General features: G+C 35.4%; 20 protein-coding genes and 4 tRNA genes. 7 read left to right on the top strand and 17 right to left on the bottom strand.

Features of this window, described 5'->3' with window-relative positions; translation table 11 throughout:
• Window positions 1-22: 22 nt before the first annotated feature.
• The 3 genes from GCQ56_RS17415 to GCQ56_RS17405 form a co-directional block, all read right to left on the bottom strand.
• Entirely contained in the window at window positions 23-430 is a 408-nt protein-coding gene (locus GCQ56_RS17415) for a PH domain-containing protein (RefSeq protein ID WP_152735814.1), read from the bottom strand.
• A 77-nt stretch (window positions 431-507) separates the two neighbouring features.
• Window positions 508-580: transfer RNA gene (locus GCQ56_RS17410), tRNA-Phe, on the bottom strand.
• Between the two features lie 28 nt (window positions 581-608).
• Window positions 609-684, bottom strand: a tRNA-Phe gene (locus GCQ56_RS17405).
• A 127-nt stretch (window positions 685-811) separates the two neighbouring features.
• Between GCQ56_RS17405 and GCQ56_RS17400 the strand changes: the two genes are divergently transcribed.
• Entirely contained in the window at window positions 812-2,032 is a 1,221-nt protein-coding gene (locus GCQ56_RS17400; RefSeq protein WP_152735813.1) for a pitrilysin family protein, read from the top strand.
• A gap of 3 nt (window positions 2,033-2,035) precedes the next feature.
• On the top strand, window positions 2,036-2,677 hold the full coding sequence (locus GCQ56_RS17395) for an O-methyltransferase (RefSeq protein ID WP_152735812.1): 642 nt from the start codon (window positions 2,036-2,038) through the stop codon (window positions 2,675-2,677).
• 9 nt (window positions 2,678-2,686) lie between these two features.
• Here the strand turns inward: GCQ56_RS17395 and GCQ56_RS17390 are convergent, their stop codons facing one another.
• Window positions 2,687-3,436, bottom strand: coding sequence for a histidine phosphatase family protein (locus GCQ56_RS17390; RefSeq protein WP_152735811.1), 750 nt, complete (start codon window positions 3,434-3,436; stop codon window positions 2,687-2,689).
• 156 nt (window positions 3,437-3,592) lie between these two features.
• On the opposite strand from GCQ56_RS17390, the gene selD reads away from it, so the two are divergent.
• From selD to GCQ56_RS17375, 3 genes are all read left to right on the top strand, one after another.
• Complete coding sequence (gene selD / locus GCQ56_RS17385) at window positions 3,593-4,633, top strand: selenide, water dikinase SelD (protein WP_152735810.1); 1,041 nt, start codon at window positions 3,593-3,595, stop codon at window positions 4,631-4,633.
• 2 nt (window positions 4,634-4,635) lie between these two features.
• A complete protein-coding gene (yedF, locus tag GCQ56_RS17380; RefSeq protein ID WP_152735809.1) occupies window positions 4,636-4,977 on the top strand; it encodes a sulfurtransferase-like selenium metabolism protein YedF in 342 nt (113 codons plus the stop codon).
• A 604-nt stretch (window positions 4,978-5,581) separates the two neighbouring features.
• Window positions 5,582-7,819, top strand: coding sequence for a TonB-dependent receptor domain-containing protein (locus GCQ56_RS17375; RefSeq protein WP_152735808.1), 2,238 nt, complete (start codon window positions 5,582-5,584; stop codon window positions 7,817-7,819).
• 80 nt (window positions 7,820-7,899) lie between these two features.
• Here GCQ56_RS17375 and GCQ56_RS17370 read toward each other — a convergent pair whose 3' ends face one another.
• The 4 genes from GCQ56_RS17370 to mutS form a co-directional block, all read right to left on the bottom strand.
• On the bottom strand, window positions 7,900-9,324 hold the full coding sequence (locus GCQ56_RS17370) for a bifunctional UDP-sugar hydrolase/5'-nucleotidase (RefSeq protein WP_152735807.1): 1,425 nt from the start codon (window positions 9,322-9,324) through the stop codon (window positions 7,900-7,902).
• Window positions 9,325-9,441: 117 nt separating this feature from the next.
• Window positions 9,442-9,525 (bottom strand) — tRNA-Leu (locus GCQ56_RS17365).
• A gap of 17 nt (window positions 9,526-9,542) precedes the next feature.
• Window positions 9,543-9,615, bottom strand: a tRNA-Gly gene (locus GCQ56_RS17360).
• Window positions 9,616-9,834: 219 nt separating this feature from the next.
• Complete coding sequence (gene mutS / locus GCQ56_RS17355) at window positions 9,835-12,450, bottom strand: DNA mismatch repair protein MutS (RefSeq protein WP_227006105.1); 2,616 nt, start codon at window positions 12,448-12,450, stop codon at window positions 9,835-9,837.
• Window positions 12,451-12,697: 247 nt separating this feature from the next.
• On the opposite strand from mutS, the gene GCQ56_RS17350 reads away from it, so the two are divergent.
• Window positions 12,698-14,029: a saccharopine dehydrogenase C-terminal domain-containing protein gene (locus GCQ56_RS17350; protein ID WP_152735806.1), complete on the top strand. Its 1,332-nt coding sequence runs from the start codon at window positions 12,698-12,700 to the stop codon at window positions 14,027-14,029.
• 92 nt (window positions 14,030-14,121) lie between these two features.
• Window positions 14,122-14,868, top strand: a complete 747-nt coding sequence (locus tag GCQ56_RS17345) for a hypothetical protein (RefSeq protein ID WP_152735805.1) — start codon at window positions 14,122-14,124, stop codon at window positions 14,866-14,868.
• Here the strand turns inward: GCQ56_RS17345 and GCQ56_RS17340 are convergent.
• The 9 genes from GCQ56_RS17340 to mdh form a co-directional block, all read right to left on the bottom strand.
• Window positions 14,865-15,584: a tRNA1(Val) (adenine(37)-N6)-methyltransferase gene (locus GCQ56_RS17340; RefSeq protein WP_152735804.1), complete on the bottom strand. Its 720-nt coding sequence runs from the start codon at window positions 15,582-15,584 to the stop codon at window positions 14,865-14,867. The two genes, GCQ56_RS17345 and GCQ56_RS17340, sit on opposite strands and share 4 nt — an antisense overlap.
• 2 nt (window positions 15,585-15,586) lie before the next feature.
• Entirely contained in the window at window positions 15,587-16,363 is a 777-nt protein-coding gene (locus GCQ56_RS17335; RefSeq protein ID WP_152735803.1) for a TIGR02757 family protein, read from the bottom strand.
• The gene (locus GCQ56_RS17330) at window positions 16,356-17,015 is read right to left on the bottom strand and encodes an ABC transporter ATP-binding protein (RefSeq protein WP_152735802.1); all 660 of its coding nucleotides are present in this window, start codon (window positions 17,013-17,015) and stop codon (window positions 16,356-16,358) included. Before GCQ56_RS17330 ends, GCQ56_RS17335 begins: the two co-directional genes overlap by 8 nt.
• A 10-nt stretch (window positions 17,016-17,025) precedes the next feature.
• Complete coding sequence (locus tag GCQ56_RS17325; RefSeq protein WP_152735801.1) at window positions 17,026-17,961, bottom strand: calcium/sodium antiporter; 936 nt, start codon at window positions 17,959-17,961, stop codon at window positions 17,026-17,028.
• A 49-nt stretch (window positions 17,962-18,010) separates the two neighbouring features.
• Entirely contained in the window at window positions 18,011-18,238 is a 228-nt protein-coding gene (tatA, locus tag GCQ56_RS17320; RefSeq protein ID WP_152735800.1) for a twin-arginine translocase TatA/TatE family subunit, read from the bottom strand.
• 179 nt (window positions 18,239-18,417) lie between these two features.
• The gene (locus GCQ56_RS17315) at window positions 18,418-18,648 is read right to left on the bottom strand and encodes a hypothetical protein (RefSeq protein ID WP_152735799.1); all 231 of its coding nucleotides are present in this window, start codon (window positions 18,646-18,648) and stop codon (window positions 18,418-18,420) included.
• Window positions 18,649-18,816: 168 nt separating this feature from the next.
• A complete protein-coding gene (secDF, locus tag GCQ56_RS17310; protein WP_152735798.1) occupies window positions 18,817-21,798 on the bottom strand; it encodes a protein translocase subunit SecDF in 2,982 nt (993 codons plus the stop codon).
• Between the two features lie 151 nt (window positions 21,799-21,949).
• The gene (locus GCQ56_RS17305) at window positions 21,950-22,375 is read right to left on the bottom strand and encodes a retropepsin-like aspartic protease (RefSeq protein ID WP_152735797.1); all 426 of its coding nucleotides are present in this window, start codon (window positions 22,373-22,375) and stop codon (window positions 21,950-21,952) included.
• Between the two features lie 166 nt (window positions 22,376-22,541).
• Window positions 22,542-23,480 carry a malate dehydrogenase gene (mdh, locus tag GCQ56_RS17300; RefSeq protein WP_152735796.1) on the bottom strand — a complete coding sequence of 313 codons (939 nt, stop codon included), beginning with the start codon at window positions 23,478-23,480 and terminating at the stop codon, window positions 22,542-22,544.
• Window positions 23,481-23,497 lie beyond the last annotated feature (17 nt).

The raw sequence follows: 23,497 nt of genomic DNA, 5'->3' as shown, positions 1-23,497 counted from the left end.
ATAATTTATTCTAATTGCTTTACTAAAAACCTTTCAGCTCAATACTTGGATTAGCTTCTTTCAAATCCTGAATAAATACTTTTTGATTTCTAGGCGAGATTAATATCGTATCATACTTATTGTATCTAATCTCAATTCTATCGAAAGAATTGGCGGGAGAACTAATCGGGTTACGGCTCTTGGTAACACTTTTAATTGCACTAATCTGAATAGAAATATTAACTACAAATCCACTTTTGATATTCAATATCTGATCATGAATAATATATTGGGTTGAAGAGAAGATATAGCCTATAAATACCCCTACTGAACCTATAATTACTACACCAAGCCAAGCTTCGTAGTATATCGTAATTACGGTTAAACCACCTAAAATTCCAATCAAAAAAATAAGAATTCCTGTTCCAATTTTAGAGTGATATTTTATCATTTGATATTATTCATTGGTAATATCAAATATACAAAAACAAAAAAGAGAGAAAAACATTACGCTTTTCTCTCTTTTCGTGGTACCACCTGGAATCGAACCAGGGACACATGGATTTTCAGTCCATTGCTCTACCAACTGAGCTATGGTACCCTTCTGGTATTATTACTCGAAGAAAAAGTGGTGGTGCCACCTGGAATCGAACCAGGGACACATGGATTTTCAGTCCATTGCTCTACCAACTGAGCTATGGCACCCTCTTTACTTGAGCGATGCAAAAGTACGTAAAAAATTTACACCTCCAAATAAAAACAAGAAAATTAGAGAGGAATTTTAATCGGATTATAAACTTCTTGTTACCTTTGCAGCCTAATAAAAAAGTATATGGTATTCGAAACTCACACATTATCAAATGGTATCCGCCTGATTCATCGTCCGGTGAATGCCACTGTTGCGCATTGCGGAATTATTTTGAATACCGGTTCCCGAGATGAGAAAGAAGAAGAATGGGGAATTGCTCACTTTATAGAGCATGTGGTGTTCAAAGGAACAACAAAGCGTAAAGCATATCATATTTTAAGTCGCATGGAAGATGTTGGCGGAGAATTGAATGCTTACACAACCAAGGAAGAAACATGTGTTTACACTACTTTCCTTGACAAGGATTACAAAAGAGCTCTTGAGCTAATTAGCGATATCACATTTAATTCTGTTTTTCCTGATAAGGAACTGGAAAAAGAAAAAGAGGTAATTCTTGATGAAATCAATTCATATAAAGATTCTCCTTCGGAATTAATTTTTGATGATTTCGAAGAATTAATTTTCAAAAAAGACCCGATAGGACGAAATATTTTAGGAACTCCAAAGCACATTAAAGCTTTTAAGCGAAATGATATTCTGAGTTTTATCGAGAACAATTATCATACAGATCAAATGGTAATTAGTTCGGTTGGGAATATCGATTTTAAGAAGCTGGTTAAAATGGTGGAGAAATTCTTTGGCCACATTCCCGTGAATCTTCGCACTAACAAAAGAATCAAACCAAATTCTTACAAACCAAGAACATTAACATTAGAAAAAAATACTTTTCAAAGACATTGTGTACTTGGAAATGTAGCTTACGATGCCAATGACGAAAGAAGAATTCCTCTTTCACTGCTCACCAATATTTTAGGTGGACCAGGAATGAATTCTCGATTGAATTTAACTCTTCGCGAAAAACACGGACTGGCATACAATATCGAAGCCAATTATTCACCTTACGTTGATACTGGAGTTTTCAGCATCTACTTTGGAACTGACAAAGGTTATCTTGATAAATGTTTAAGTCTAATTCACAAAGAAATGGATTTACTTTGCACAAAGAAATTAGGACCTGGACAATTAACAAAGGCTAAAAATCAGATGATTGGTCAAATTGCCATTTCATCGGAGAACAATGAAAATTTGATGTTGAATGTTGGCAAAAGTTTCCTCCTGTACAATCGTGTAGATTCTCTTGAGGAGATTTACCAAAAAGTAGAATCGATAACTGCGGAACAGTTGATGGAAGTTGCCAACGAGATTTTAGACAAAGAAAAATTAACCACTTTGATGTACAAATAAGTCATGCTGGAGATTAACAAAGAGCTGGAAGACTATATTCTAACACACACCGAAAACGAAGAGCAAGTTTTAAAAGATTTATCGCGCGAAACACATGTTAAAATGCTTCGCCCAAGAATGCTTTCGGGACATTTACAAGGCAAGTTTTTAAAAATGATTTGCCAAATGATGAATCCTAAACGCGTACTGGAAATTGGCACATACACTGGATATTCCGCCATTAGTATGGCTATGGGAACTTCAGATGATTGCGTTATTCATACCATTGATTGCAATGATGAATTGGAATATTTCACCCGAAAATTTATTAAGCAATCTGGTTGCGAAAATCAAATTGAGTTCCATATTGGCGAGGCCTTGGATATCATTCCAAAACTTGAAGAATGTTTTGACATGGTATTTATTGATGCCGACAAGCGCCAGTACATTGAGTATTTCGAAGCCGTATTACCAAAACTAAAACAAGGTGGTTTCATTTTAGCCGACGATGTTCTTTGGGATGGTAAAGTTGTTGATAAGGTAGACCCAAACGATAAACAAACTCAAGGAATTCTCGCATTTAACGATCACGTACAAAAAGACGATAGAGTAGAAAATCTAATGCTACCCATTCGTCATGGATTGATGATGATTCGGAAAAAGTAATTCTTCAAATTACAAATCAACAATTTTAACAAGGATGGTAGCTCCAAGGTTTACCTGACCTTTTTTTTGAGTGATCTGCCAACCTTGTTTAATTAGTTCCTTTGCAATTCCTCCGTTTAGCATGCCATGAGCAACTAAGACCGCTGTTTCTTCCTTTTCTGCAACTTTAATTAGGTTTTCGGCAGCTTGTTTTGTACGTAATTTTGATTCTTCCCGACTCTCTATTCCACGGTGATTGTAGCCCAACATCCAACTTCCGCGACTAAAAGCCTGCCATAATCCAAGAGGCAGCTTTACAATGCTATTTGCGTTTATCATTCTGATTTCAAACTCTCGAAAGATGGAATCAGAAACTACTGGAAAACGATCTCCAAAAATCGATAGCGCAGTTTCCTGTGAGCGAGGTAAATTGGAACAATAGATGGTATGATCAGGATTTAAGTTTACTTCCACAAGATTTTTATCTATAGGAATTACTGGCACCGAATTGTAATCGATCACATACTGCTGCGCTTCTTTCGCCGAATAGAACAACTTCTTTTTCAAATTTGGCTTAGCGTGTCGAATCAAATAGATCTGTAATTTTCGCTTACCAATCTTCTTTAATTCTAACTGTTCATTTCTATCCACCTCATTTACACAAGTAAATGCATCACAATCAGAATATGCTTCGGCATATTTCTTCTGTGTTGTACACGAGAATGCACTAATCATTGTAACAACAAGTAACAATCCAGATAATTTAAACAGTCTTTTCAAATCACAAACAATTAATTCAAAATTGAAATATCAAATTTAAGAGATTTTACTCATCTCTGCACAATAAATATTGTTAAAATTAGACTGCTATCCGAGTGACAACGAAGGCTAAAAAGTGATATCTTTGCCGGATAATTTAACAGATCAGATAATAGAATGGAAACTAAGAAACTGACTCAGTTTAGTCCGGGAGCTGGATGTGGCTGTAAAATCTCACCAAAAGATTTAGAATGTATACTAAAAAGCAGCACACCAAGAGTCCCGAATCCAAATTTACTGGTTGGCAACGACACAAAAGACGATGCCGCGGTATTCGACTTGGGAAACGGACAAGCTTTGATAAGCACCACCGATTTTTTCACTCCTATTGTTGATGATCCGTATGATTTTGGTAGAATTGCTGCTACAAATGCCATAAGTGATATTTATGCAATGGGCGGAAAACCGATTATGGCATTAGCTATTTTAGCCTGGCCTTTAGATAAATTATCAACTGATATTGCCCAAAAAGTAATTGAAGGAGCCAGAGATGTTTGTGCAAACGCAGACATTCAATTAGCGGGTGGTCATTCCATCGATATTGGTGATCCTGTTTTTGGATTATCGGTAAATGGAATTGTTGCAACCGATCGTGTAAAGAAAAACAATACAGCAAGTCCGAATTGTACTCTATTTTTAACCAAACCTTTAGGAATTGGTGTTCTTACCACTGCTGAGAAAAAGAAATTAATCGCTCACGAAAACAATCAGATTGCAGTTGATTTAATGTGCAGTTTAAATAAAGTTGGTGTAGTTTTCGGAGAACAAGAATATATTAAATCGATGACTGATGTTACCGGTTTTGGTCTTTTAGGTCACTTAAGTGAAATTTGCGAAGGAAGTAAAGTTAATGCGGAAATCGATTACAATGCTGTTCCAAAAATCGATGGTGTTGAAGATTTGATTCAAAAAGGAAGTACGCCTGGAGGAACACGACGCAATTGGGCTTCTTACGGTCATTTAATTGGAGAAATTACCGAAGATCAGAAAGCTCTGCTTTGCGATCCTCAAACGAGTGGCGGACTTTTGGTAGCTGTAAACGATGATAACATTTCAGACTTTGTAGAGCTGGCAAAATCAGAAGGATTCAACTTGAATCCAATTGGTAAATTGATGGAAAGAAAAGATGATAACGAACCATATATTAGCGTAAGATAATTATGCACAAAAATACATTGATACAGATTACCCAGAATGGAATGGGTTCGGGAAGCGAAGAGTTGGGTGTAAAATTAGCAAGCAACTATTTTAAACTTTTAGATGCCGAAGGCAGATTGCCGAAAATCATTGTTTTCTACAATGCAGGAGTGAAATTGATTTGTGAAAACTCTCCAGCATTAGAAGCTCTGCAAAACCTGGAACAAAAAGGAGTTAGAATGCTGGCGTGTAAAACTTGTCTTGAATATTTCAACCTGTTAGATCAAATTAAAGTTGGAGCAATAGGAAGCATGCCTGATATCATTACTCTTCAGGCAGATGCCGATAAAGTAATCAATCTGTAAGTAAAAACTCGATATAAAAAATTAGCTCATCCAAACTTTGGATGAGCTTTTTTATTTTTGTGGCTAATTTACATTACTCATTACATAAAGCTTTTGTATATTTAATACACAATTGTCTTTTATTATCCCTATTGAAGAGATTTTTCACATATCTGCTGCTCATTCTTTTCTCATTCCAAACATTTGAGACAGCCATTATCGTGCTAAATTTTAAAATCAACCAAGATATATTCGCAGAAATTTGCGAGAACAAAGACAAACCCGAAATGGAATGCAATGGTAAATGTCATTTAAAAAAACAAATCAAAGAACAGGAAGAAAACAAATCAAAAAACGATCAATTAGTTATTGAGAAAGAAATTCAATGCTTCATTCTTTATACTTCCACACAACTACCAACACCAATAATTTCAAAAAATAAGGTTTCTTTCCTTTTTAAAAATTTAAGTCCCATTACAGGGATATCAGACATATATCATCCTCCGAACTCATAATCTATCGAAATATCCATTTTTCTCGAAATCAATTTCAATTTATTGATATCGAAATTCTTTGTACCCCTAATTTTCAGGAGTACATCATTACTTACCTTAAAAAATCAAGGATGAAAAATATATTGTCCATCTGTTTTCTACTATTAGGATTTCAGATTTACGCACAAAAAACCATTCAAATTCTCGATCAGGATACGAAAGAGCCCATCGCATTTGCTCATTATTTGTATCAGAATCAAAAAGGAAGTTCTTCCGCAACAGGCGAAATAAATATCGTTTACAATGAAGGTGATAACTTACAAATATCACATGTTAACTATGGAAAAATCATCATTAAGAGCACTCAACTAAAGGACGCTCTGGAATCTGGAAAATTATATTTGACCCAAGCCTATATTTCCTTAATGCCAACAACCGTTATTGCTCGAAAAACTGGTAAAGCAGAATCAGATGTGATGAAAGTAAACTCAAGCGATAAACTATCGCACGATGCCGGAGATTTTCTTAGTCAGACTGCATTAATCGGCGGAATTCGAAAAAGTGGAAGTTATGGTTTTGATCCTGTTTTACGAGGATTCAAATACAACCAAATTAACATTATTATGGATGATGGTTTAGGTGCTACTGCAGCATGCCCAAACCGAATGGATCCACCAATCAGTCAAATTCCTTTAAATATGGTCGACAAAGTGGAAATCATGAAAGGTCCACACTCTTTGCGCTACGGCAATTCATTTGGGGGAAGCATTCATTTTAAATCCTCACAAAAAAGCTTTAGCGATAAAACTCAAGCTTTCGGACGAGCAACCACCAACTACGAAAGCAATGGGAAAATTTTCAGAACAGAAGCTCTGGCAGGAGTTAAAGGAAAATTCTACAATTTCGGAATTTTTGGAGCTTACAGCGAAGGATCGGATTACGAAGATGGAAATGGAGACAAAGTAACTTCAAGTTTTAACCGGAGAAATATTGGACTTTCGGGAGTTCTAAAATTATCTTCAAATCAGAGTTTAAAAATATCAGCAAATAGCAATTACGCCGAAGATGTTGATTTTCCGGCTTTAAATATGGATTTACGAGAAGATGATACCAAACTTATTAGCCTGGGACACAAAATTACTTTTAACAATTCAGCCTTAGCATCCATTTCGACTGCTACAAATGCATCTTTTGTTGATCATGTAATGGATAATTTAACTAAGAACCTTAATCCGCGAAAAGTAAATGCCATTACCGAAGCTGAAACCAAAAACTATGCATTTAGATCAGAGGCGGCTTTTCAATTCAAAGAAAGTTCATTATTTGCGGGAGTAGATTATAAATCGGAAGAAGCTGATGGTACTCGCTCTCGTGAAATGTTGATGGGACCAATGGCAGGCAACACAATTTACGACAACATTTGGCAGGATAGTAAAATTTCAAATATTGGCGTATTTGGAGAGTATCATTTCTCATCAGGCAATACCTATTTTATTGCATCTACCAGAATTGACAACAATTCGGCAGAAAGCAAAAGCAAAGCCAATGAATTCATTTTAGCTAACTCTGGCGATCCTTCGGATGATTTGAATCTTTCTCTTAGTATTGGAGCAACTCACGATATTTCTGATAAAGTAAGAATGGGAATCTGGTTTGGACGTGCTGCTCGAAGTGGAAGCTTAACCGAACGATTCATAAATTACCTTCCAGTAGATGTAGATCCTTACGAAAGGATTGGAAATACCGATTTGAATCCCGAAATCAACTACCAGATAGATTATAATTTTACATGGCAATCAAAATCATTCAATTTGGATATTAATGTTTTTGCATCCATGTTAAGAGACTATATCAGCGCTGAAATTCGAAACGATTTATCACCAAAAATGTCCAGTGCTCCAGGTGTTAAACAGTATGATAATATAGATAAGGCTGTAATGCGCGGATTTGAGATCAGCTTTAACCAAACCATCAATTCGCAATTTTACCATCGTATTAATTTAGCTTATACTTACGGTAAAAATAAAGATGAAAATCAGGCATTACCTGAAATTCCGCCTTTGGATATTAGATATGCTTTTGGAGCTCATTTTTGTAAAAATAAATTTCACCCTGAAATTAATTTCAGACATGCCTTAAAGCAAAGTAGAATTGCAAAATCATATGGAGAAACAGAAACACCGGATTTTTCAATTGTAGATTTAAATGCTTCCTATTTTATATCAGACTCATTTCATTTGACAGGAGGAGTTCGAAACATTTTCGACGAAGCCTATTACGAGCATTTGAGTAGATCTGTAAAAGGAAGTGATGAAGCAATATATGCTCCGGGAAGAAGCCTATACATTACTTTGGGATTAAATCTATAGCCTAAAAGAATATAAGCCCAGAGTTCATAGAATTTCACAGAATAATTATCTCTGTGGAATTTTATGCTCCGTTGTTAAAATCATTTCCTAATTATCGTAAATCTTCCTTCTAATTTAGGATGAAGCATTTTTCTACTAGCACAATATTTACGCAAAACCTCAAAATCTTCAAGCGCTAGCGGATCATTTTCATCAATTAAAATTTCAAATTCAACAGTTAATTTTTTAAGAAAATAGTTGTTTAAAGAGACTGTAAGTAAATCATCATCCTGCAATTTTTTTCCTTTCCATTCAATATTTATAGAATTCAATTTTTGATTGTAATTGTAGCGAATGCCCGATACATGTAAAAGTTGCCCCCTAGTATCACCTGCAAACTGTATAAGTAGTTTCTTCATCTCAATTCCTTTAATCAAAATCTGACAGATTCTATTTCCAAATGGCAATAATGATCGCGCTGATTTTAAAGTAAAATCACCTGCTGAAATATCAGCTCTGATTCCTCCTCCATTTATCAAGCCTACATTTGAATCATGATATTCACGATAAGCATCACTAATTAAATTCCCTGCCAAACTTTCACCCTTTATTCCACTTCTAAAATCCAGAGCAACTTCCAGGTCACAAAGCTTCTCTTGTAATCTTAAATCCATATCCTTTTTATAGTAAATTTCCATATCGCGAAGATATTTCTCCGCTTGAATTGTTGAATCCAATGAAATCATATCTACCTGCACTTTTTTATTATTTTGGATCGTTATTTTAGCCAAAGAACTCATATTTCCCGCAGGAGAAACGATTGGAGTATTCCCTTTGTAAAAAACATTGCTCTCATACTCGTATTGCTCTTCGGTAAGTATTAAATCAATCTCGGGAAACTGTTTTAGGATTTCTCGATTGGTTTTTAAATCTGTTTGACTGATTACAATCAAAACATCAACCGATTTCAATTCTTCAATCACATCTGATATGGCAACCAACAAATCTTCCTGAATCACTCTCTTGGTTTGCATTGTTGAATTCATTGCATCGGTTAATCCAATAAAACCAATACGCATGTCGCCAAATTTCTTAATTAGATATTTTGGCAAACTGGCAAAAGTACCACCATCTCTGTTTTTAAGATTCGAGCTCAGCCATTGGAATTTTGACTTACTAAGCATTTCCAACGTATGATCCACACCAAAATCAAACTCATGCTGACCAAAATTAGAGATATCCACCGGAATTTCATTGAATGCTTCAATCATCGGCATTCCTTTGTACATTCCGCCAAACAGAACACCTCCGCACAAATCTCCACCATGTATTACTAATGTGTTCGGGTTTGTTGTTTTTACTTGATCTGCGATTGTTTTTAAGCGAGCAACTCCTCCTCGACCTCCTTCCACATCGTCAACAGGAAATATTCTATGAGCATCGGTAAAATAAAGGATTTCTACTTTTTGAGCATTAACAACAAAAGAAAGAAGCAAAAAGAAGGGTAGTAAGATAAGTTTGTTCATTGGAATCGATTTTACAATTCGAAATTACGAAAAATCTCAATTCAATTCCTTAAAAAAACATGAAGTATATGTATATAAAAAAAGCCGTTTCATTTCTGAAACGGCTTTCATCCTGAGTACCCGGGGCGGGACTTGAACCCGCACGGCCAAAAGGCCACTGGATTTTAAGTCCAGCGTGTCTACCAATTCCACCACCTGGGCATCCTTATTGGATTTTGAGCGAGAAACGAGACTCGAACTCGCGACCCTAACCTTGGCAAGGTTATGCTCTACCAACTGAGCTATTCTCGCATTTTGCTTTTTAAAAGTGAACCGTTGTTCTCTCAATTGCGATGCAAATATATGCGTATTTTTTGATTCTGCAAAAGAAAAAAAATAATTATCTCGTTTTTTTTAAATCATCTTAAAAGCTTCCATTGATCTCACTTTTCTGACTCATTGAAATTCAGACAGTACGCGCCGAAAGCCTTTAATAATGGGCACCTCACTTTTTTTATTTTTTTTCTCTGATTATAATCCTGAGATCTTTTTTATCTCATTTAGCTTGTTCAGTGCTTCAATAGGAGTTAGATTATTTACATCTAAATCTAAAATTTCACCTCTTATTTGCTCCAATACCGGATCATCCAACTGGAAAAAGCTCATTTGATAACCCTCCCGCTGTTGTGCAATCTCACCAACAGGTTTTCCAAGCGATTCTCCATTTTTATTCCCTTCCAGTTGAAGAAGGATCTCATCGGCACGTTTCACAACCGATTTTGGCATTCCAGCCATTCTTGCCACATGAATACCAAAACTGTGATTTGAACCTCCAGGAACCAATTTTCTAAGGAAAATCACTTTGTTATTCACTTCCTTCACCGAAACATTGTAATTCTTCACTCTGTTGAATGATTTTTCCATCTCATTCAATTCGTGATAATGTGTCGCAAACAGAGTTTTTGCTTTAGACTTAACATTCTCATGAATGTACTCTACAATTGACCAGGCTATGGAGATTCCATCGTATGTACTGGTTCCACGTCCCAGTTCATCCAATAAAATCAAACTTCGGGAAGATAGATTGTTCAAAATACTCGCAGCCTCATTCATTTCTACCATAAATGTTGATTCCCCCAATGAAATATTATCCGAAGCACCAACACGAGTGAAAATCTTATCTACGTAACCAATTTTTGCCGACTCAGCAGGCACAAAACTTCCAACTTGCGCCATCAGTACAATTAGTGCAGTTTGTCTCAGCAAAGCAGATTTACCAGCCATATTAGGACCTGTAATAATAATCACCTGCTGATTTTCATTATCCAGAAATACATCATTGGCTATATATTGCTCACCAATTGGCAATTGTTTCTCAATAACCGGATGACGACCTTGTTTGATATCGATCACCTGAGAATCGTTTATTTCAGGACAGGAATAATTGTTTTCTCTTGCCAAACGTGCAAAAGACAGCAAACAATCCAAGCGACCAATCATTGCAGCATTCAACTGTATGGTTGAAATGTAATCGGCAATTCCCAACACCAATTCATCGTACAGACGAGTTTCCAGAGCCAAAATTTTCTCTTCGGCACCCAAAATTTTCTCTTCGTATTCTTTTAATTCCTGTGTAATGTATCTTTCGGCACTAACCAATGTCTGCTTTCTGATCCACTCTTCAGGCACTTTATCTTTATGTGTATTTCTTACCTCAATATAGTATCCAAATACATTATTAAAGCCTATTTTTAGTGATGGAATACCAGTTCGCTCACTTTCGCGAACCTGCATTTGAACCAAATAATCCTTACCTGAGAAAGCAATTTTTCTTAACTCATCTAAATCCTCGGAAACTCCATCAGCAATCACTCCGCCTTTACTCACCATATTTGGTGGATCGGCTTTAATTTCCTTCTCTATCTTTTCTCTTACACTCAAACATGGATTCAACTGATCTCCAATTTTCAAAAGACCATCGTTTCCACTTTGCATACAGAAATCTCGAATTGGTTCAATAGCTAACAGAGCATTTTTCAATTGAATCACTTCTCTTGGACTAACTCTGGCAACTGCAACTTTTGAAATGATACGCTCCAAATCTCCAATTTGTCTGATCTCATCTTCAATGGTAAGAGCTTCGTTCTCTCGTGAATGAAAAAACTTTACTACATCTAATCGACTGTTAATTCTAGCAATATCCTTAAGAGGCAAAGCAATCCAACGTTTTAATAAACGTGATCCCATCGGAGATAATGTCTTATCCATTACCTGCGATAAAGTATGAGCACCATCGTTTAAAGCTCCAAATAATTCCAGATTACGAACTGTAAATTTATCGAGCCATACATATCTGTCTTCCTCAATTCTGGAAAGCTGAGTAACATGTCCAGCCTGACTATGTTTGGTGATATCGAGATATTGCAAAACAGCTCCAGAAGCAATAATTCCATTGCGAAGATTCTGTACTCCAAAACCTTTTAATGATGTTGTTTCAAAATGTCTCAACAATCGATCTTTAGCAGCACTTTCGGTAAATACCCAATCGTCCATTGTGAAGGTATAGAACTTGCCACCAAACAATTCATGAAATATCTTTTCCTTTCCTTTCTGATATAAAACCTCTTTAGGTTGGAAATTGCCAAGCAACTTATCAATGTATTCAAAATTTCCCTCTGCAGTTAAAAATTCTCCTGTCGATGCATCTAGAAAAGCGATTCCTGCAGAATTTTTCTCCAAATGCACGCAAGCCAAAAAATTATTCTCCCGGTGTTCAAGTACATTATCATTGAATGAAACCCCTGGAGTTACCAATTCAACAATACCTCGCTTCACGATCTTTTTGGTCTTTTTAGGATCTTCCAACTGCTCACAAATAGCCACACGCATACCTGCTCTCACCAATTTTGGCAAGTAGGTATCAATTGCATGATGTGGAAACCCTGCTAACTCTACATAAGATGCAGAACCATTAGCACGCTTAGTTAAAGTAATGCCTAAAATTTCCGATGCACGAACTGCATCTCTCTCAAATGTTTCATAAAAGTCACCAACCCTAAACAACAATATCGCATCAGGATGTTTGTCTTTCATCTGATAATATTGTTTCATTAAAGGAGTTTCAACGGCTTTTTTCTGTTTTGCCAAGGGAAATATATTTAGAGTAAATTTTTATTTTTTTCTATCACGAACAAATATACTCATTCCTTAAAAATAGATTATAGATATATACAACTGATATAAAATATAAATGCCCTTATAGAAAAGTATTATCAAAAATTCTATCAATTCTCATGGTATTTACTTTCATAATGTTGTAAATTTAAATCAGACAGAAAATAAACAAGTATAAATATACAAACCACAACCAGATACTTGATATAAAATTAACCCAATGAAAAACATTCTAATAATAGGCGCAGGTTTATCCTCAACCGACCTAATTCACTACTTGCTTAAACAATCTGAAAAATACAATTGGCATATTACTGTTGGTGACATGTCGCTGGAAACAGCACAAAAAAAAGTAGGAGTTCATCCTAACGGAACGGCATTACGATTTAATTTAAAAGATTTAGAACAGAGAGCCAGTGAAATTTCAGCAGCTGATATCGTAATTAGTATGGTACCAGCTTCTATGCATATTATTGTAGCAAAAGAGTGTTTAAAATATAAAAAGCATTTGCTAACACCTTCCTATGTATCCGAAGAAATATTAGAATTACACGAGGAAGCTAAAGAATTGGGGATTTCATTTCTAAATGAACTTGGTGTTGATCCGGGACTGGATCATATGTCGGCAATGAAAATTATCGATCAGATATCAAAAGAAGGTGGAAAATTACTCTCTTTTAAATCTTTCTGTGGTGGATTGGTTGCTCCTTCATGCGATGACAATCCCTGGAACTACAAATTTTCCTGGAATCCAAGAAATGTAGTTGTAGCAGGACAAGGAATTGCTCAATACAAAGAAGGTGGTCATTACAAATACATTCCTTACAATCATCTTTTTAACAATCTAATTCAAACAGAAATTGAAGGCTACGGAGAATTTGAGGTTTATGCCAACCGTGATTCATTGCAATACATCGATCTTTATGGTTTGGGCGATATTCCAACTATAATGAGAGGAACCATGCGCCGACCTGGATATTCGGAAGCTTGGAATATTTTGGTTCAACTGGGCTGTACCGATGATTCCTATTCAATGAAGAACTCTCATCAGTTAACTAATCGTGAATATCTCAATAGTTTTCTTCCAGAAAATGCTAATACAACAGAAAACAATCTCTGTGAATTTGTTGGTATTGATCCAAATTCAGAAATCATGAAGAAGTTGGTTTGGCTGGGAATTTTCTCTGATGAAATATCAGGAATAAAAGATGCTACACCTGCCATGATTCTTCAAAGAATTCTTGAAAAGAAATGGGTCTTAGGTCCAAATGATAGAGATTTATTGGTTATGCAGCACCAATTTGAATATGAAAATACTGGAATGAAAAAACGAATTATTTCATCAATGACCTTTGAGGGAAACGATAAAGATCATACTGCAATGTCTTATACAGTAGGCACTCCACTTGCCATTGCCACAAAACTGTTGGCAACTGATAAAATAAAAATGCCAGGTGTACACATACCTACAATGCCAGAAATATACGAGCCTGTTCTTCGGGAATTGGAAATTCTAGGTGTAAAATTTATCGAAAAAGAAGAAATTATATAATCACCAACATCATTTATTCAAGTAAAAGCTCATGTTAATCCCCACTATTATCATGAGCTTTTTATATTTTTGAAAACTAAAGCACAGAATTCATGATTGGAAAACGTTTAGTACCTCTTGCAATACTTCTAATTTTTATTTCTTCCTGCTCAGGAGGAAAATATTTTAATAGCTATTGGAATGACAATAGTAAAAGTGATATTTTTTCGAAATCGGAAGCCCACTTTTATCATGCAAGTGATAAAATAAGCATTAAGGTTTTTAACGATGACAAATTTGTGGATATTGTTTTAGAAACCAATTCACCTATTACACTGCAAAAAATCTATAATCTAGGACTAAGTGTTTGGATAGATCCTAATGGACATTCAAAAAATGTTTATGCGGTTAATTACCCTTTACCTGTTGAATTCCCTTTTACTGATAAAAGCTTTCGTAAATATATAAACCGATTTTCTATCGTTGAATTTCAAGAAGAATTAATGGATCGATTCCAGGCATATGAAACCATTGACACCAGAATAAATGAAAGTATTTTACTATCTACAATTAATAAAGATGAAGCTGTTCAGGTTTATTTAAGCACCAACAATCAGGTTTTATATAGCTCACGAGTTCGTATTCCTATTGAAACAATATACCCAAACACAATACCCGAAAAAAGAATAATTAGCATAGGTATATCAAGTGTTAATGAAGCCAATGAAGAATATTTTTCAGCTTTAACCAGTAAGGAATATATCAACAAAAGATTAGATAAATTGAAGGCTGGAGCCTACCAAAATAAATTTGAATTGGAAGAATGGTGGGTAAACTTTCAGCTCGAAAAAAGGAATTAAAACTTCAAATAAAAAGCTTTGGTTAGCTCAATGTATTCAGACGAATAAACATGTCTTTGACCATTTTCTACTGATATTTCATATTCCTTAACCTCAGTTTCTTCTAAGGAAAATTCAAGTAAAAATCTCTTTGCAGGTTTTCCAGGATTGGGCAAAACGGATACTTTTCGTTTCAAACAAAAACCATTCAATCGGGCAATTCGTTCAAAATAATTGCCTTCTTCAATAGGAAGTACTACTGACAAGGTACCATCTGGTTTAAGCATTTTTTTTGCCCCATTCAATAAATCCTCAAAAGGAAGATGATCAGCATTTCTGGCTTTTGTTCTCCCTTCACTTTTGGCATTTAAGCCATTCATAAAATAAGGAGGATTACTTACTATTCTATCGTAAGTGTTCAAATTTTCCTTCTCAAACTCCTGAAATGATTGGTGATAAATGCTAATATTTGAATGCCATTGACAATTGTTCGAGTTATCAACAGCTTGTTGATAAGCATCACTATCAATTTCAACTGCATCAATTTTTGTATTACCCTCAGTTCGTTGAGCAAGCATAATAGCAATTAATCCACTTCCCGTACCAACATCAAGAATTCTTTCTGTTTCTTCAACATCAGTCCAGGCGCCCAATAATACGCCATCGGTTCCTACTTTCATTGCAGAACCTTCCTGATTAATTCTAAACTGCTTGAAGTCAAAATAACTGTTTGCCATTCCTAAAACTTTTCAAAAATCCCCAATCCAAACAAAGCGTAATCATACTTTACCGGATCTGTAGGATCCAACTTTCTTAAATTTGATGTTATTTCATCAACCGATTGCCAATCGCTCTGCTTTCTTGTTAGCAATCCTAATTTTCTACCCACATTACCGGTGTGTACATCTAGTGGCAAATACAAATCTGACATATTAATATTATTCCATAAGCCAAAATCAATTTTCCTATCATCCTTTCTCACCATCCAGCGCAAAAACATATTCAAGCGCTTAGCTGCAGATTTTTTATCAACATTCGAAATGTGCTTTTGGGTTCTTTGCTGATGATCGATTTCAAAAAACACTTTTCTGAAATAAGATAAAGCACCTTTAATATTACCCGACTGTTTATATCCTAATGTAAAAACAGACTCCAAACCTGAGTGGGTCCTGTAGATATTGCGAAGAGATTTTAAAAAGAAAATACAATCCTCGCCATTAAAAGTTCTATGTTTAAAATCTTTAAAGGTGTTGAATTCAATATCCGATGCGTTCGTTACAAATTCGAATGGTTGCTCATCCATTAGTTCCATTAGACGATTCGCATTACGAATTATTGTAGGACGCTGCCCCCATGCAATTCCCGCACTTAAAAAACCAGCAATTTCAATATCCTCTTTTTTTGAAAATCGTTTAGGAATTTGAATCGGATCACTACCAATAAAAGATTCCCGATTATACAATTCAAATTTCTCATCGAGAAACTCTTTCAATTCTATCGAATTTAAATCAGGCATCCTTTTCTATTAATCCATCAGAAATTACAATCTGTCGATCCGACATCTCAGCCAATTCCGGATCATGAGTCACAATAATAAAAGTTTGATTGAACTGATCGCGTAAGCTAAAGAAAAGCTCGTGTAATTCCTGTTTTGTTTTTGAATCTAAATTCCCCGATGGTTCATCGGCAAGAACAACCAAAGGTTCGTTAATAAGCGCACGAGCAATTGCCACTCTTTGTTTTTCACCTCCCGATAATTCAGACGGCTTATGATCCAAACGATGATCAAGATTTAGCATTTCAAGCAACTCCTTTGCTCTGGAAGTTGCTTCTTGTTTTGATTTTTTTGCAATATAGGCTGGAATACACACATTTTCTAATGCTGTAAACTCAGGTAACAAATGGTGAAACTGAAATACAAAACCGATATTTAAATTCCTAAAAGTAGAAAGGTCTTTCTCATTTAATAAAGACACATCTGTTCCATCATAAATAATGGATCCGGTATCAGGGCGATCTAAAGTTCCTAAAATTTGTAACAAAGTCGTTTTACCAGCTCCACTGGCTCCAACAACTGATACAATTTCTCCCTTTTCTATAGTCAGATCAACTCCTTTAAGAACATTAACCTCTCCAAAACTTTTTTTGATTTGCTCTGCACTGATCATTTTGAATCATCTATTTCATGAAAACCAAATATACATAAATAAAATAGGAAGACAGAAGTAGTATCCCTTTCCATCGGTGAAGTTTTCCTTTTTTCAATGGCAATATTAGTAAAAATAGAAGTACTGATATAGCTAGCATGATTAACACATCGAAAGATATGATAGCCTCAGTTATCCTAATATTTTTCACAATTGAAGTAACTCCTAGAACACCAAAAATATTGAAGATATTAGATCCAATAATGTTTCCAATGGAAATGTCCATCTCCTTTTTAAATGCCGCTACTGCCGAAGTTGCCAATTCTGGAACCGATGTGCCAAAGGCAACAATCGTCAATCCAATAACACGTTCGCTAACACCAAATTCGATAGCAATATTTTTTGCGCTATCCACCAATAAATTGGCACCAAAATACAGTCCTACCGATGATGCAATCAATAAAAGTACTGCTATTGGAATAGAATGTTTTGCTTCTGGGAATTCCTCTGCCAAACCCCTATTTTCCCTTCTCGAGTTCCAAATGGTCCACACCATAAACGAGATCAAAAGGATTATAAAAATAATTCCTTCGTAAGTTTCTAACTTATGATTTAGAATAAAAACATAGAATAATAACGAAGCACCCATCATGACAGGCCAATCGTATTTTATCGAATTGCTTCGCACAGGCAAAGGCAGTAAAATTGCCGTAAAACCTAATACTAATGCAATATTGGAAATATTGGAACCAACTACATTACCAATGGAAATATCCGGGCTACCAGACAATGCTGCATCCAAGCTAACAAACAACTCAGGAGCCGATGTTCCAAAAGAAACAACCGTAACTCCAACTACCAAAGTTGATATTCTAAAATGTGAAGAAAGCGCTACTCCGCCCTTAACAAGCAAATCGCCACTATATAACAGGATTATAAATCCTAGGAATAAATACAAATAATCCATTTATATGAAAAAATTTACCGGGTACGGATAAGATAAGATTTAACTGAAACTACAATTTCTTTGTGATATCATCTTTCAAATCCTTAATATCTTCAAGAATATCCGTTTCGTCTTTTATTTCCTTTTTAATATCATCAGCAGCACGTTTGAATTCCTTCATACCTTTTCCTAATCCCTGAGCCAATTCCGGAATTTTTTTTGATCCGAATAACAAAAGAATTACAACCAATACAATTACAATTTCTGCTCCGCTTATAAATAAAAGAATACTATCCATTTGAAATCTATTTTTCACAAATATACCAAGAATTTCTAATAAGAGATGATTGACTTTAATTCTTATTAAACCGATCTACTCAAAACAAACAAATTAGCACTTCTGTATTACTAAAATCTTAAAGCTAATTCAATTCATAATGGATATAAGTTCATACGTACACATCAATCCTCAAAAAATTATAGATACAAAATCACCATCGAAGCCCAATCCACAAATATCGATAGATGTAATATCATCATTACAAACCAATCCATAGAAATAGATGGATATAAAATCATCATGAAACACCATTCCAAAAAAATTAATGGAGGTAAATTCATCATCGCAAACCCATCCTCAAGAAATGATAGATGTAAAATTATCATCACAAAACCTTCGCAAAAAATTGATGGAGGTAAAGTCATCATGAAACACCTTTCAAAAAAAAATAATGGGGGTAAATTCATTATCACAAACCCATCTTCAGAAAATGACGAAAGTAAACTTATGAGTAAGCATAGATTCTTTACAATTTATTCTAAAAAAAATCCCCCGAATCAAAAGATTCGAGGGATTGAAATATAATATTTTAAATATTATTTCTTTTTAGCAGCTGCTTTCTGAACACGTAAACTTGTGTCATAAGCAATAGGAGATGCAATAAATAGAGAAGAGTACGTACCAACGATAACCCCCACTAATAATGCAAATGTAAATCCTTGGATTGAAGTACCACCGAACAAGAAGATCGCTAATAATACAACCATTGTAGAAAGCGATGTACTAAATGTACGACGCATTGTACTGTTCAAGGCTTTGTTAACAACCTCTTCACGATCGCGCTTTGGATATAATCCCAAGTACTCACGAATACGGTCAAATACAACCACGGTATCATTAATAGAGTAACCTACTACTGTAAGGATAGCCGCAATAAACGCCTGATCGATCTCTAATGAGAATGGTAACATTCCATATCCAATTGAGAAGATACCCAATACAATAATCGAGTCGTGAGTTAAGGCAGCAACCGCACCTAAACCATATTGCCAGTTCGAGAAACGGAACATGATGTATAGGAAGATAACGATTAATGCACCTAAAATAGACCAAAATGCAGAAGTACGAATATCATCAGCAATGGTTGGACCTACTTTCTGAGACATTTTACGATTGTTCTCTAAGAAATCCACTTTAGTAGTACCATCAGCCAAGTAAGGTTTCAATCCTGAATAAAGTAACTCTTCAACCTCGTCGTCAACCTCAGTACCCGATTCTTCAATCTTATACTTGGTAGTAATTTTAACTTGATTGTCTCCACCGAAAGTTTTCACCTCTGGAGCATGACCATAAACTTTATCAAGAGATTGAGCAATACCTTCAACAGATACAGCATCATCGAAAGCTACAACATAAGTTCTACCACCTTTAAAATCGATACCCTGATTCAATCCTTTTGTTGCTAAAGATGCAACACTCAAAGTAATTGCTACAGCAGATACCACATAGAATATTTTTCTTTTCTGTAAAAACTTAACATTAGCATTACGCAACCAGTTATCAGTAAACTTAGTTGAGAAAGTAATTGCTCTGTTACGTACTAGTGAAGCTTCAAAAATCAAACGAGTAATGAAAATCGCTGCAAATAATGAAGAGAAAATACCAATTACCAATGTAGTTGCAAAACCTTTAATTGGACCTGCACCAAACAAGTAAAGAATAACACCAGTTAATAAAGTAGTGATGTTACCATCGATAATCGCTGAGTAAGCATTTTTGTAACCATCGCTAACAGCAAGGCTTAATCCTTTACCAGCTTTCAACTCTTCCTGAATACGCTCATAAATAAGTACGTTCGCATCAACCGACATACCAATTGTTAATACAATACCGGCAATACCAGGTAAGGTAAGAACAGCACCCAATGATGCAAGAACTCCAAAAATAAAGAACAAGTTGGCAATCAACGCAATGTTTGCAGTTAAACCAGCACCTTTACTGTAAAAGAAGAACATGTAAACCAATACCAACACGAAAGCGATGATAAATGAATACATACCTTTTTCAATCGACTCTTTACCTAGAGATGGACCAACAACCTCATCGGCAATAATGTGTGCCGGAGCAGGAAGTTTACCGGATTTTAAAATGTTAGCAAGGTCTTTCGCCTCAGTAACAGAGAAACCTCCTGTAATTTGAGACTGACCACCTTTAATTTCACCAATTACATTAGGAGCAGTATATACATATCCGTCCAAAACAACTGCAATGGCACGGTTTACGTTATCTTTTGTCAAACGAGCCCAAGCTTTAGCACCTTCGCCACTCATGCTCATCGAAACTTCGTATTTCGCAGTTTGCTGATCAACTTGCTCACGAGCAGAAGTTACAGCATCACCATCAAGAGGAGCTTTTCCATCACGACTGGTAACTTTAATTGCAAACAACTCAAATACGTTTCCAGCCTCATCAATTGGCTTCACACCCCAGAAAAATTTCAGGTTACGTGGTAAGCTTGATTTAATTGCTGGCATTTTAAGAATATCATTAACTTCAGCAGTATCTTTAATGTGAGACATTCCCACAACAGCTTTTGATGATCCTCCTTGTTGAGTAGGATTCAATACTGAAAACAATGGATACATTTTAGCCATCGCTTTAGCATCTTGAGTATTTGCTAAAGAATCTTGTGCACCTTCTTCGATTTTATCAAGAAGAGCAACATCTTCATCTTTTGCTTCCTCTTTCGCTTCTTCAACAACCTCAGCTTCTTCAACAGTTACATCTGCAGCAGCATTAATTTCTGCCAACTTGGTGTTTGCTGCATTAAGATAACCCATTACTTCAGGAGCACTATAAGTTTCCCAGAACTCTAAACTAGCAGTTCCTTGTAGAAGCTTACGTACACGAGCTGCATCTTTTATACCTGGAAGTTCGATAATGATACGACCCGATACATCAGCTTTCTGAATGTTTGGCTGAGCAACACCGAAACGGTCGATACGAGAACGAAGGATATTGTAAGTATTATCAATCGCAGCATCAGTTTCTTCTTTGATCACCTTCAACACTTCAGAGTTAGAAGCTCCAAATGGAATTTTATCTTTTAACTCAAGAGTTCCGAAAATATCAGGAGATGACAACTGAGCATTTGGATCAATTTGGTTAAATGCTTCCCCGAACAAGGTTACAAATCCTTTACCACTGTTTGCCTGCATTTTTTTTGCCTGAGCAATTGCAGCATTAAAAGTTTCATCCTTGCTGTTGTTAGCCATCGCTTTGATGATATCAACAACTGAAACTTCCATGGTAACGTTCATACCTCCCTTAAGGTCAAGACCAAGATTCAACTCTAACTCTTTACACTCTTTGTAAGTGTATTTTTTCAGCCAAAAGAAATTGTAAACCTCTTCTCCTCTTATCGAGTCAAGATAAGTTTGTTCCTTTTTAATGTCGCCGGCTCCGAATTCCTGAGCCTCCTTTTCAACTTTTTTCGTTACGTAAGTAAAAGTCAATTGATACAAACTCACTAACGCAAAGACAATAGCGAGTAGACGAATCGCTCCTTTATTTCGCATGTGTTTAGGTTTAAAAATTCTTATTTATGTGGTATATTATATTTTTACCCTCAAATTAACGCACAAATATATCAATTTTTTTCAAATTCCTTTGTTCAATATTATCCAGCAATTGATGCATTTCCAGACTTTTGAAAATCAAATGCAATTCTCAGCTTTCCAGTTGTAAAATTTTGGTATCATAATTAATAATTCCTTTATGATTCAACAAAAAATCACTTCCTAGTAATCCACAAATTTTGCGTTGGCAATATTGCTGATACATGTCGTTAATTCCTGATAAATCGATAAGTGCGCATGAAAAATCATTAACTAGTAAACTCCCGAGCTGAAAATTTTCAATTTTAGCCATTTCGGTGTCGATACTTCCTTCCCCTAATCCTCTGGATTGCATTTCAGATTCTTCCTGTTCTGTTTTTTGATACACATCTACAAAGTTTTTATCCAAAACTGTTTTAGATGCACCTGTATCAATCACCAAATCACCTTCCTGAGAAGAATTTATCTTACATCTTATCAAAAGATGAAAACTGTTCGTTTCAAGCTCAACAATCTCTATGGGAATCTCTATTTTCATTATCTGTATTTACAAAGGATAGCAAATATACCAAAACAAGAGACATTTACACTACTATTGGTAAACAAAATCAAAAACAAATTTTGATTAAAAAAGCTACAAAAAAGCACAAAAAAAGAGGTCATCTCAAACGAGACAACCTCCTACCTTTAATAAAATGAATTGATTAGGCAATAATATTCATTTCATCTAAAACTTTCATCACTGATTTAACGGCTTCTGCTGAATCTTTCAACAATTCCATCTCAGCTTCGTTTAATTTAACTTCGATAATTTCTTCGATACCGTTCTTTCCAAGTTTTACAGGAACTCCTAAGTAGATATCTTTCAAACCGTACTCTCCGTTTAGTAATGCACAAACAGGGAAAATTCTCTTCTGATCGCGAACAATAGCTTCTACCATTTGAGCAGCAGCAGCACCTGGAGCATACCAAGCAGATGTTCCCATAAGGTTCACCAACTCACCACCACCAAATTTAGTTCTTTCGATAATTGCATTCAATTTGTCTTCTTCGATCAAATCGGTTACAGGAATACCAGCAACTGTAGTATAACGTGGAAGTGGAACCATAGTATCACCGTGACCACCCATTAGCAATGCCTGAATATCCTTAGGCGATACATTTAATTCTTCCGCAAGGAATGCGCGGTAACGAGCTGTATCCAATACACCAGCCATACCAAATACTTTGTTCGATGCTTTTTTAGCAGTCAAGAAAGCTGCATAAGTCATTACATCTAATGGATTAGATACAATGATAATAATAGCATCTGGAGAGTGCTGAATTACATTTTCAGTTACAGATTTTACAATACCTGCATTAATTGAAATTAAGTCATCACGACTCATACCAGGTTTACGTGGTAAACCAGAAGTAATTACAACCACTTCAGAACCAGCTGTCGCAGAATAATCATTAGTTACACCTTTTACTCTTGTATCATAGTAATTGATAGGAGCTGTCTGCCACATATCAAGGGCTTTTCCTTCTGCCAATCCTTCTTTAATATCTACAAGAATTACTTCGTTTGCCAATTCTTTTTGAGCAATGCAATTTGCACAGGTTGCTCCCACATTTCCTGCACCTACAACGGTAATTTTCATAAGGCTTTAATCTTTGA

The organism is Marinifilum sp. N1E240, from assembly GCF_009295825.1.
Lineage (GTDB): Bacteria > Bacteroidota > Bacteroidia > Bacteroidales > Marinifilaceae > Marinifilum_A > Marinifilum_A sediminis.
This window is presented reverse-complemented; position numbering and strand designations above follow the sequence as displayed.

Coding starts and splice junctions, on each gene's coding strand:
- GCQ56_RS17415 (WP_152735814.1), bottom strand. CDS start 430: ATGATAAAATATCACTCTAAAATTGGAACAGGAATTCTTATTTTTTTG.
- GCQ56_RS17400 (WP_152735813.1), top strand. CDS start 812: ATGGTATTCGAAACTCACACATTATCAAATGGTATCCGCCTGATTCAT.
- GCQ56_RS17395 (WP_152735812.1), top strand. CDS start 2,036: ATGCTGGAGATTAACAAAGAGCTGGAAGACTATATTCTAACACACACC.
- selD (WP_152735810.1), top strand. CDS start 3,593: ATGGAAACTAAGAAACTGACTCAGTTTAGTCCGGGAGCTGGATGTGGC.
- yedF (WP_152735809.1), top strand. CDS start 4,636: ATGCACAAAAATACATTGATACAGATTACCCAGAATGGAATGGGTTCG.
- GCQ56_RS17375 (WP_152735808.1), top strand. CDS start 5,582: ATGAAAAATATATTGTCCATCTGTTTTCTACTATTAGGATTTCAGATT.
- GCQ56_RS17370 (WP_152735807.1), bottom strand. CDS start 9,324: ATGAACAAACTTATCTTACTACCCTTCTTTTTGCTTCTTTCTTTTGTT.
- GCQ56_RS17350 (WP_152735806.1), top strand. CDS start 12,698: ATGAAAAACATTCTAATAATAGGCGCAGGTTTATCCTCAACCGACCTA.
- GCQ56_RS17345 (WP_152735805.1), top strand. CDS start 14,122: ATGATTGGAAAACGTTTAGTACCTCTTGCAATACTTCTAATTTTTATT.
- GCQ56_RS17340 (WP_152735804.1), bottom strand. CDS start 15,584: ATGGCAAACAGTTATTTTGACTTCAAGCAGTTTAGAATTAATCAGGAA.
- GCQ56_RS17335 (WP_152735803.1), bottom strand. CDS start 16,363: ATGCCTGATTTAAATTCGATAGAATTGAAAGAGTTTCTCGATGAGAAA.
- GCQ56_RS17330 (WP_152735802.1), bottom strand. CDS start 17,015: ATGATCAGTGCAGAGCAAATCAAAAAAAGTTTTGGAGAGGTTAATGTT.
- GCQ56_RS17325 (WP_152735801.1), bottom strand. CDS start 17,961: ATGGATTATTTGTATTTATTCCTAGGATTTATAATCCTGTTATATAGT.
- tatA (WP_152735800.1), bottom strand. CDS start 18,238: ATGGATAGTATTCTTTTATTTATAAGCGGAGCAGAAATTGTAATTGTA.
- GCQ56_RS17315 (WP_152735799.1), bottom strand. CDS start 18,648: ATGATGACTTTACCTCCATCAATTTTTTGCGAAGGTTTTGTGATGATA.
- secDF (WP_152735798.1), bottom strand. CDS start 21,798: ATGCGAAATAAAGGAGCGATTCGTCTACTCGCTATTGTCTTTGCGTTA.
- GCQ56_RS17305 (WP_152735797.1), bottom strand. CDS start 22,375: ATGAAAATAGAGATTCCCATAGAGATTGTTGAGCTTGAAACGAACAGT.
- mdh (WP_152735796.1), bottom strand. CDS start 23,480: ATGAAAATTACCGTTGTAGGTGCAGGAAATGTGGGAGCAACCTGTGCA.